This window comes from Hyalangium sp. (assembly GCF_035629615.1).
GTDB lineage: Bacteria > Myxococcota > Myxococcia > Myxococcales > Myxococcaceae > Hyalangium.
Map to the genome: position 1 here is coordinate 1 of NZ_DASPHO010000853.1, position 7,635 is coordinate 7,635.

The window sequence follows — 7,635 nt, forward strand, 5'->3', positions numbered from 1 at the left end:
GACAGCGGCAAGTCCCTGAGCATCGTCCACCGGGACATCTCCCCGGACAACGTGCTCGTCAGCTACGAGGGCCAGGTCAAGCTGGTGGACTTTGGCATCGCCAAGGCCCGCATGCAGCGCAACTTCAACACCGAGCCGGGCGTGGTGAAGGGCAAGTACCTCTTCTTCTCTCCCGAGCAGGCGCGCGGGGAAGAGGTGGATGGGCGCACGGACGTGTGGGCCACCGGCATCGTGCTCTACGAGATGCTGTGTGGCCGGCTCCCCGTGGAGGGGCCGGAGTACGTCGCGCTTCCCAAGCTCATGCATGGGACGTTCCCTCACCCCAGCCTGCTGCGCCCCGAGCTGCCCGCCGAGCTGGACGCCCTGGTCATGAAGGCGCTGGCGGTGAAGAAGGGGGAGCGCTTCGAGTCCAGCAACGCCTTCGGGGACGCGCTCACCGGCTACCTCTACTCCACGACGCCGCGCTTCTCGGCGCTGTCGCTCTCGCACTTCGTCCAGGATCTGTTCCGCGAGGACCTGACGAAGGATGGCCGCGCGGTTCAGGTCCCCGCCTCCTTCGCTGAGGAGATGGCCGGCTGGCGCATACCGTCGACCTCTCCCTCGGCGCCGAGGCCAGCGGTCCCCCTGCCGTCATTCGCTGCGCCGCGGCCGGTGACGGAGCCGTCCTCCACCGGAGAAACTTCGCCGCTGTCCCCAGCGCTGGACTCCTTCATTCCTACCCGGGTGAAGGCCGGCCGGCGCCGCTCACGCAAGCTGTGGGTGCTGCTCTCGGTGGGGGTGGCCGCCGCCGGGCTGGCTGCAGCCGCGATCAAGCTGGGCCCGGGCCCGCTCGCCCCTGCCTGGGCCTGGGCACAGTCCCGCTTCACCCGCCCGCCCAAGACTCAAAACCCTGAGCCCCCAGTCCCGGTCCATACCGCAAACCCCTCGTCCTCGGGCTCGGTGCCTTCGCCCGGGACTCCGTCCGGAACGAGTGGGAGCGCCACGCCCCTACCGCCGCAGCGGGTCGTCTCCCCTCTGCCCACGATTGCACCCGCTCCAGAGCCCACCGTCTCCCGTCCACCGAAGGACGTGCCCGCTCCGCCGCAGAAGCCCCCACAGCCCGACCCGAGGGCCGCGTGGCAGCTGTTCTACACCGCGCGCGCCCTCATGGCGGAGGGAAGCTTCGGTGAGGCCAAAGAGGCGCTCCTCCGCTGCCTCGAGATCGACCCCCACCACGGCGAGTGCCGGATGCAATACGCGAACGTGCTCCTGCAGCAAGGCGAGCCAGACAGAGCCAAGGAGCAGATAGAGCAGTACCATCGCATCCCCCCAAGTGAGCGGCCACCCGATCTGCCGCGCCGGCCGATCAAGGGCTTCCAGGGGGCTCAACAGCAGCCCTGAGTCCAGGAGACCGCGGAGCGTCACGAGCCAGCGGGAGCAGATCAGCCCACGGTGACGCGCCGCACCCCTCGCGCCTCCAGCAGCGCGGGCAGCCGGTCGCGTTGATCTCCCTGCAGCACCAACGACTCCTCCTCCACCACCCCGCCACACCCCAGCGCGCCCTTCAGCGCCTTGAGCCACACCTCGCGCTCCTTGGGTGGCAGCCCCAGCTGCTCCACCACCGTCACTTCCTTCCCGCCGCGGCCCTTGCGCTCCATCCGCACCACCGCGCGCGCCGGCCCCTTGCGCTCCTTCTCCGGAGCCGCCGCGGGCGCGGGCTTCGAGGGCAGCTCCTCCCGCTTGCCGGTGAGCGCCATGAAGGGGTTGTTGAACGGCGACGCGGGCGCTGCAGGCTCAGGCTTCTTGTCTTTCTTTCCCATGGCCTGGCTCACCGCACCCTTCGGATCCAGAAGCTCCCCGGCCAGCCCTCCAACTCCTGGTAGGACGTGAAGGCCTCACGCAGCCGGCCCGCGTGCTTCAGGTGCATGAAGCTGCCCCCCCAGAGGACCTCGAAGCGATCATTGAACGTCAGGAAGGCCTGCAGCGCGTATTGCTCTGTCCAGAACCGGCGGTGCTCCAGGATCCACGGCTTGGGGTACTCCGCTGGCAGGAAGATGTCGTGGAAGTGGACCACCACTCCCGGCTTCAGCCTGGGGAGGATCTCCAGGATCTCCACCTGGACGTCACTGCCCACCTTGAGGACGTGGCTCGAGTCGATGAAGAGGATGTCGTTCGCTTCGAGCCGCGAGAACTCCGTGAGCGGAATGTCCTGCGCCTTCACCGGCTCGAGCCGCGTCAGCCCGGGGAAGCCGGCCCGCAGCACCTCGCTCGGGTAGGGCTCGAACGCCACCAGCTCACACGCCACGCCGAGTCGCTCCGCATTCACCCGGCACGCCTGCGCCGAGAGCCGTGTCGAGAAGCCCGAGCCGATCTCGAACACCCGCCGGGGCGCGTACTCCCGCACCATGCAGTAGAGGATCTCCGCGTCCACCGAGCCGAACGCGTCATTGCGCAGGTAGAAGGCGTGCGGGACAGAGGTGGGCCCCCGCGGCAGCGCCTCGTACTCGGCGCGGTACTTCTCGGCGAAGCGCTCCAGCAGCGCGAGCTGCTCCGCCTCGCGCAGCTCCACCCCGACCAGCTCCGAGGGCTTCTCCCAGAGCGAGGCCGGCAGGGAGCCCGTGTCGGGGATGGGCTGGTAGAAGTGGTTGGGAGTGATGTGGTAGCCGCGCTGCTCGAAGAACGGGAAGAACCGCGGATCCTCCAGCACTCCGAGCTGTCTGCCGCCCTCGAGGAAACCGCGGGCCCACAGCTCCTTGAGGCGATACTTGATGGACATGAGCGCGGACGCTTCAGTGCGAGTGAGCCACCGGGGGCTGAGGCGGCGGCAGCCCTCGGAACGCGGGCGAGTTCGCATCGCCCCCGGCCATCGTCAGGGCGTAGAGGAACGGCACGCTGGGCGGCACCTCGCGGCCGTTCACCACGACGAGCGGCGTGCCGTGGATGTCATGCTGCTGCGCGTAGGCGACGTCCTCCTGGAGGCGCTTGTTCGTCTCGGGGTTGTTCACACACGCCTCGAGCTGTGAGCGGGGCACCGTGCCCGAGGTGGCGATCCGCATCACCACCTCCGGGGTGAGCGCGGCCTGGGCCGCGAAGAGCTTCTCCCGCAGCTCCCAGAAGTCCGTGGCGCCCTCCAGGCAGATCTGCGCCTTGGCGGCCAGGCACCGGAGCCCTCCGTCCGTGTACTGCGGCGCGATGGAGGGGTTGCACGCACCATCCAGCGGGTACTGGCGGGCCTCCAGGGACAGCTTCCCCTCGGGCACGCGCTTCTTCAGCCCGGCAAGGGACTCCACCAGTGTCTTGCAGTGGGGACACTTGCTGTCCGTCCACTCGATGATCCTCACCGGCGCGTCCACCGCCCCGTAGCGGCGGCGCGCGGGTGCCTTGGCCGGCAGCGGCGTGTCACGGCGGTACTGATCGAGCGCGTTGGCCGCGAACTGCTGCTCGGCTCGAGACAGGCCCCGCAGGTACGCCTCGATTGAGCCCGGCTCGGCGGCGACCTGGGGGATCCGCCCGTCCTCGCCAGCGGAGGCCTTCGGGGTGGCCCGGCCGGGAATGCTCAGGGCAATGAAGCCCGCCACCGCGAAGCCGCCCGCCCACTGCAGCGCACGCCTCCACTCACCGGCCTGAGGCATGAGGGCGCCGGGCAGCCCACGCCAGGCCACCCCCGCGAAGCCGAGCACCAGCGCATAGGTGCCCAGGCACGTGAGGCACAGCGCGCCCGCCGAGGCGCTCACGCTGGCGAACAGGACGGTGGCCAGAACGCCCACGCCCGCCGTCAGCCGCAAGCCGTTGACGGCGGGCCGCACGGGACTGCCTCCGCTGCGCCACGCCAGGTAGAGGCCCGCGAGCGCCGTGGCCACCAGGCCCCAGAGCAGGCCCAGGCCCGCCACGGGGATGCCGAGCAGCTCATGCACGCGGCTGGCAAACGGGGTGTTCCAGACGGTCTCACAGTTGAGGGTCTCGTTGATGCCGCACACGGTGGCGCCGCCGGCGCGCAGCGTGAGGAGCTCGGACCACTGGAAGAGGGAGAGCGCGCTCTCCGCCAGGCCCAGCACCAGCAGCGCCACGGCACCGCGCGAGGGCACAGCAGGAGGTGCCGCGTCCCGCTTCTCCTTCTTCTTGTCCTTCTTGTCCTTCTTGCTCATGCATGCTCCGGAGGCGGGGTCATCAGGACGAGGAGCCGGGCGTTGTCCGGCCCCTCATTGCTCACGCCGTGCTCCACCCCAGCCGGAGCGAGCACGGAGGCGCCCGGGCCGTGCGCCTCCTCCTCCGCACCGATGCGGAAGCGGCAGCGGCCCTCGAGGACGACGTATACCTTGTCGGACATGGGGTGCCGGTGAGGCTTCTGGGCCTGGCCGGGCGCCAGGCAGTACACGTCCAGGAAGAAGCGCCCGGACTGGAACACGTTGTGCTTCTGGAGCTTCTCCGCGGAGAAGCCTTGGAAGGCGGACAGGTGCTTCACATCCATCGTGGCATTCACTCCTGGGCGTCTATATAGCGACGGGCATGGAACTGCTGACGCTTCATTTTCTTCACGAGCAGGCAGGCGCCCGCTTCACGGCGCTGGGTGGACGGGAAGCGGCGGCCGATTATGGAGACTTGGAGGCCGAGTATCGAGCGGCACGTGAGGCTGTGGCCCTCCATGACGCCTCCTACCGGGAGACGCTCCGGATAACGGGGGAGGACCGGGCCAGCTTCCTGCATGGCATGGTGACCCAGGACGTCAACGGCCTGCCCCCCGGCGCGGCAGCCTACACGGCCCTCATCACCGTCAAGGGGGCCATGGTGGCGGACGCCCGCCTCCTCAAGCGCGAGAAGGAGCTTCTGCTGGATCTGGAGCCGGGGCTGCTCGCCAAGGTGCGGGAGTTCCTGGAGAAGTACCTGATTTCAGAGGAGGCGGAGCTTCAGGAGGCCACCGGCGAGTGGGGGCTCCTCCGCCTGCTCGGCCCTCGGGCGCCCGAGGTGCTCGCCGCGGCGCTGGGAGCCCCCTCCTTCGAGCCCCTGGCCCCCAACACCTCGCGAGAGGTGAGCCTGGCCGGGGCGCAGGTGGTGCTCGTGGGCCACCCGAGCTTCGACAAGCACGAGGTGGACCTGCTGGTACCGCGGGGGGCGCTGGAGGCGGTGTGGAAGGCGCTCGGGCAGGCGGGTGGGGCGCACGGGCTGAAGCCGCTGGGGTTCCAGGCGCTGGAGCTGCTCCGGGTGGAGGCAGGGGTGCCTCGGTATGGGCAGGACATGGTGGACACCACCATTCCGCTCGAGGCCAACCTCACGCACGCCATCTCGTACAACAAGGGCTGCTACATCGGGCAAGAGGTGATCGCCCGAGCCACCTTCCGCGGCCACATGAACCGCAAGCTGGCGGGCCTGCTGCTGGGAGAGGTGGACGCAGCGCCCGGCACGGAGCTGCGCAAGGGCGAGAAGAAGGTGGGCTGGCTCACCAGCGTGGTGCGCTCTCCTGCCCAGGGACAGCGCGTGGCGCTGGGCTACGTGCACCGCGACCACCTGGAGCCGGGCACCGAGCTGACCCTGGCCGAGGGCCCCACCGTCAAAGTCGCCCCCCTGCCCTTCGCCTGACGCACTGTGGCGCAGCCCGCGCCCAGGGCGTGGGAGCTAGGGGATGAAGCTCTGCTGGTAGTTCGCATCCTCGATGGAGAGCGCCGCCGCCGTGGGGTGCAGCGGCAGCGTCGTGTCCAGCATCACCGCCAGCTCATCCGTCCTCTTGTGGCCGATGCTGCCCTCGTACGCCCCCGGGTGCGGCCCGTGCGTCACGCCCATGGGGTGGTGGCTCACGCTGCCCTCCCCCACGCCCCGCCGGCTGACGAAGTTCCCCCGGGCGTAGAAGAGGAACTCGTCACAGTCCACCGAGCTGTGCGGGTACGGGCACGGAATGGCCTCCGGGTGGAAGTCCACCACGCGCGGCACGAACGAGCAGATCAGCGCCCCCCGCGTCGCGAAGGTGCCATGCCACGTGGGAGGCAGGTGCACCAGCCCCGCACGCGGCTGGAAGTTCAAGATCGGGAACGCCCAGGGGTACACCGTCCCGTCCCACCCCACCACGTCCAGCGGCGAGTGCTGGTAGCGGAACCCGTGGAACTGGTCCCCGCGCTTCACCACCAGCTCGCGCAGGCCCTCGTCCTGAGGCCCGGTGAACTCCACCACCCGGAAGTCCCGGTGGCTGTAGGGCGCGTCCATGCGAAGCTGCCCCACGTCGTTGCGCCACTGCCGAGGCAGGTGCAGCCCGCCCTTGCACTCCATGGACAGCCAGTACTGCGCCACGTCCTTGTCTGGAATGAGGCGGTGCACCATCCCGCGGGGGATGAAGACGTAGTCCAGCGGCTCGAAGCGCAGGTCCCCCAGCGGCGTGCGCAGCACCCCGCTGCCCTCGTGGATGTAGAAGAGATCGTCCCCGTCCGCGTTGCTGAAGTAGACGGGATCCGGCTGCGTGGGGTGCAGCACCCCGAGCGTCACATCCGCGTTGAAGAGCAGCGGCACCCGCGCGTCGAGGGGGGCCCCCCCCACACGCTCGAGCTGCTGCGTCCGGTAGTGCCGCTTGGCCAGGGCCCTGCCGGTGATGGCCTCCGGCGCCTTCCACCCGTGCGCCGCCTCCGAGAGGCTCTGCGTGTGCGGAGCCCGCTGGTGGTAGGCGATCGTGTACGGCCCCTCGAACCCGTCCCGGGTGAGGCACTCCTCGAACATGAGGGTGCCGCTCTCATCCCGCAGCTGGATGTGGTGCTTGCGGGGCACCTTGCCCACGACGCGCCGCTCGAACATGGCCTAGATCCGTCCCTCGGCCTTCTGCTGCCGCTCGATGCTCTCGAAGAGCGCTCGGAAGTTGCCGCCGCCGAAGCCCTGGTCCCCCTTGCGCTGAATCACTTCGTAGAAGAACGGGCCAGCCTCCGGATCCTTGTAGAGGCTGGCCGCGTCCTTCATGAAGATCTGCAGCAGGTAGCTGTGCTCCTTGTCGCCGTCCACGAGGATCTCCAAGTCCCTCAGCACCTTCACCTCCTCGTCGATCTTCCGGATGCCCAGCTTCTGGATGCGCTCCGGCAGCGCGTCGTAGTAGGTGCCCGGCGTGGGCATGAACTGGATGCCCGCGTTCTGGCGCATGTCCTTCACGGTGGTGAGGATGTCCTTCACCGTGAACGCCAGGTGCTGCACACCGTCGCCGCGGTGATCCTCGTTGAAGAGGTTGATCTGCGAGGCCTTGAAGAAGGGCCGCAGCGGCTCGTTGTTGGCGAACTTCGCGCCGCTCGCCGGATCCCACATCACCGTGGAGCGCAGGCCCGAGCCGTGATCCCGCTTCTGCCGGACCGACACGTCCTCGGTGTGGAACTGGATGCCCCAGAACTCCTCGAAGCCCATCACGTGCTCCATCCACAGGAGCATGGGCTTCATCGTCTGGAAGTTGGAGGTGATGTGGTCCACCCGGCCGAAGCCGTAGCGGTTCTTGCCGCCCTTGGGCGTCTCGTGCGGCTGGAAGCCCGGGAACAGCGCGCGGTAGCCATCCCGCTGGAGGAAGCGGAACGTGGTGTCTCCGAACGGCGTGGTGATGGAGAACATGGCCAGCCGGCCGCCCCGCTCGTCGGTGTAGCGCTGAATGTCATTGATGAGGGTGCCGCCGCGCTGCTCCAGCAGCCGGAACGTCTTCTCGATGTC

Annotated in this window: 8 protein-coding genes; 2 read left to right on the forward strand and 6 right to left on the reverse strand. The window is 69.1% G+C overall.

Features of this window, described 5'->3' with window-relative positions; translation table 11 throughout:
• On the forward strand, window positions 1-1,380 hold a 1,380-nt coding region (locus tag VD972_RS42815; RefSeq protein WP_324995426.1), incomplete at its 5' end, for a protein kinase domain-containing protein.
• 41 nt (window positions 1,381-1,421) lie between these two features.
• Here the strand turns inward: VD972_RS42815 and VD972_RS42820 are convergent.
• The 4 genes from VD972_RS42820 to VD972_RS42835 are packed head-to-tail and all read right to left on the reverse strand — an operon-like array spanning window position 1,422 to window position 4,447.
• On the reverse strand, window positions 1,422-1,799 hold the full coding sequence (locus tag VD972_RS42820) for a translation initiation factor (protein WP_324995428.1): 378 nt from the start codon (window positions 1,797-1,799) through the stop codon (window positions 1,422-1,424).
• An 8-nt stretch (window positions 1,800-1,807) separates the two neighbouring features.
• A complete protein-coding gene (locus VD972_RS42825; protein ID WP_324995430.1) occupies window positions 1,808-2,755 on the reverse strand; it encodes a class I SAM-dependent methyltransferase in 948 nt (315 codons plus the stop codon).
• A gap of 13 nt (window positions 2,756-2,768) precedes the next feature.
• Window positions 2,769-4,124, reverse strand: a complete 1,356-nt coding sequence (locus VD972_RS42830) for a thioredoxin domain-containing protein (protein ID WP_324995432.1) — start codon at window positions 4,122-4,124, stop codon at window positions 2,769-2,771.
• Window positions 4,121-4,447 carry a cupin domain-containing protein gene (locus VD972_RS42835; RefSeq protein WP_324995434.1) on the reverse strand — a complete coding sequence of 109 codons (327 nt, stop codon included), beginning with the start codon at window positions 4,445-4,447 and terminating at the stop codon, window positions 4,121-4,123. The genes VD972_RS42830 and VD972_RS42835 overlap by 4 nt, the downstream gene beginning before the upstream one ends.
• Window positions 4,448-4,485: 38 nt before the next feature.
• Here VD972_RS42835 and VD972_RS42840 point away from each other — a divergent pair, with 38 nt between their 5' ends.
• A complete protein-coding gene (locus tag VD972_RS42840) occupies window positions 4,486-5,553 on the forward strand; it encodes an aminomethyltransferase family protein (protein WP_324995436.1) in 1,068 nt (355 codons plus the stop codon).
• A gap of 36 nt (window positions 5,554-5,589) precedes the next feature.
• Here the strand turns inward: VD972_RS42840 and VD972_RS42845 are convergent, their stop codons facing one another.
• Window positions 5,590-6,750, reverse strand: coding sequence for a homogentisate 1,2-dioxygenase (locus VD972_RS42845; protein ID WP_324995438.1), 1,161 nt, complete (start codon window positions 6,748-6,750; stop codon window positions 5,590-5,592).
• A gap of 3 nt (window positions 6,751-6,753) precedes the next feature.
• On the reverse strand, window positions 6,754-7,635 hold an 882-nt coding region (locus VD972_RS42850; RefSeq protein ID WP_324995440.1), incomplete at its 5' end, for a 4-hydroxyphenylpyruvate dioxygenase family protein.

Bases quoted from the DNA above. Each gene is read 5' to 3' on its own strand.
- VD972_RS42820 (WP_324995428.1), bottom strand. From the start codon at position 1,799: ATGGGAAAGAAAGACAAGAAGCCTGAGCCTGCAGCGCCCGCGTCGCCG.
- VD972_RS42835 (WP_324995434.1), bottom strand. From the start codon at position 4,447: ATGGATGTGAAGCACCTGTCCGCCTTCCAAGGCTTCTCCGCGGAGAAG.
- VD972_RS42845 (WP_324995438.1), bottom strand. From the start codon at position 6,750: ATGTTCGAGCGGCGCGTCGTGGGCAAGGTGCCCCGCAAGCACCACATC.
- VD972_RS42840 (WP_324995436.1), top strand. From the start codon at position 4,486: ATGGAACTGCTGACGCTTCATTTTCTTCACGAGCAGGCAGGCGCCCGC.
- VD972_RS42825 (WP_324995430.1), bottom strand. From the start codon at position 2,755: ATGTCCATCAAGTATCGCCTCAAGGAGCTGTGGGCCCGCGGTTTCCTC.
- VD972_RS42830 (WP_324995432.1), bottom strand. From the start codon at position 4,124: ATGAGCAAGAAGGACAAGAAGGACAAGAAGAAGGAGAAGCGGGACGCG.